The sequence below is a fragment of the Candidatus Dependentiae bacterium genome, assembly GCA_020431705.1.
Lineage (GTDB): Bacteria > Babelota > Babeliae > Babelales > Vermiphilaceae > JAGQHQ01.
This window is the reverse complement of the sequence record JAGQHQ010000040.1, coordinates 1-1,986: the sequence shown is the minus strand read 5'-3', so window position 1 is coordinate 1,986 and position 1,986 is coordinate 1. Positions and strand designations below refer to the sequence as shown.

Genomic DNA, 1,986 nt, shown 5'->3' with positions numbered 1-1,986 from the left:
AATATAATGCAGGAATTGGTAGCTTAATATTGAATGAGATACAAGGATTTACGTTTAATGGTGAGCAGTTTGTGATTGTCAATTGTGATGAAGCAACGCGAACAGAAACATAGTTTAGCTATAAATAATGAGTTTTGAAGAAGACTCTTGACATAGAAGGTATGCTGTTATACGTTTGCCCTAAAAGCGCACTATATCACTGTAAAGCTGTTTAGCTTAATGTGTTTGTGCTGGTAAAGGGTGAGTAAAAAGTAAATGTAAAAGGAGATGAATGAAGCTCATCAAAAAAACATGTTCTATATTTTTCTATACCTTATTTTTATTGGTGATGCTTCTGACTTCTTCTTTGGTAATGTCAGCAGCAGAGTTTCAGAAAAGACTTGTTTTATCGAGTGATTCAACTACCTCAATGTTTGATGGTGATCTTCCAGCTTCTAGTATTGTCCAATTAAACGGCGGAACACTTGATTTACATAATGATTTACGTCTGAAAGGAGCATCTTCTTTAGAGGGACCAGGTACTATATTTGGTAATGCCTATTTGATTAATCTAGGCCCAGCAGTCGATAGTTGTTCTGTAACTCACTTTGTAGATGTTCATATGACCGTTGAAGCGCCTGTTACAAAAGTTGATAAGTGTATCAATTTTAGCGGAACAAGTTCTATTAATGGTAACAACAATATAATTGATTTGAGTGATAAAGGTAGTATTGCTGTGGCTTCTGGATCAACGCTTTATTTATCAAATGTAGTTTTGAAAGGTGTTGGGCGTGATGCTGGCAATATTATTCTTGCAGATAATACTGCTACTATAAAAATCTCTAATGTTGTTGTTGAGCTTGTTGGAGATGTGACAACTACACGAGGAAATGTTGTTGTTGTAGGTCCTTCAACCTGGGTTATAAAAAATAATATTTGGAAATTTGATGAATGCGCAAAACTTACTGTCGATGGTATGACGCTTTGGAAAGACTATGCTGGTGCAGAAAGTCGTGGTAATGTTGTTTTTGCCGATGTTAATTCTTTGAGTCTTATTGCTCACGGTACTATTCGATCAATTGATGAGCGAAACGATCTTGTTATGCTACGTTCTAAAATTGGGGAGATGAAAGTTCAGCTTGAATTATTAGAAACATGTTGTGATGATTTAAGGACAAGCACAGGTGAGTTACAGTCGCAGTTAGATGAATGTTGTTCAAGCTTAAAAACAAGTACTGGGCAGTTACAATCGCAAATTGATGAAATTAATGATCTTTATATATCAGAACAAGAAGTACTTGATTCACGAGTAGAAGTTCTAGAAACGTGCTGTGATGAATTACGTACAAGTACTGGTGAGCTGGTGTCTCAAATAGATGATTTATGTTCTCAGCTTGGTTGTGAATGTACTATTTTAGTGACGGGTACGCTAGAGTTTACACTGGATATGTTGCCAGGAATAAATGAGGCAGTAGTATTTAAATTTGATCCATGCTTTGCGCCATGTAAAGATAAACCTCGTTTGGTGTTTGACCCAGCAGTATATGGTAACGATGGTCGTGTTGTGTTACCAGCCGGTTCTCGCATGGTATTTACCGGAGAAGGTATTGTAGAATTACTGGATGGTGTTGAATTTAATATGGAAGGAACACCATATTGTCTTGACCCGAATCCACCAGCAAATCCACAAGCAGACTGGCCATGTTTGATAACAGAAAATTGTGCAGTGATGCATCTAGATATGAAAGCCACAGTTTCAATAGGTGGCGGCGCAAGCAATGATGTAAATGGATCTGGTGGTGCAGGTTGTGTAATTACGCGTAAAGGCGGTACGATTTTACTCGACCAAGAATCACACTTAGTATTTGGTAATACATACGCAGATGATATGTTAGTAAGTACAGAATTTGCAAGTGCAATAATTACTAATGATCCAAAAGCATTAATTACATTCGAAAAAGCATGTTTTGATGTAATTTTCAATCATCAAGCAGCGTTGAGCGTGTT

General features: G+C 36.9%; 1 protein-coding gene. It reads left to right on the top strand.

Features of this window, described 5'->3' with window-relative positions:
- Positions 1-271 precede the first annotated feature (271 nt).
- A partial coding sequence (locus tag KC460_05210; protein ID MCA9770740.1) for a hypothetical protein occupies positions 272-1,986 on the top strand: 1,715 nt, incomplete at its 3' end.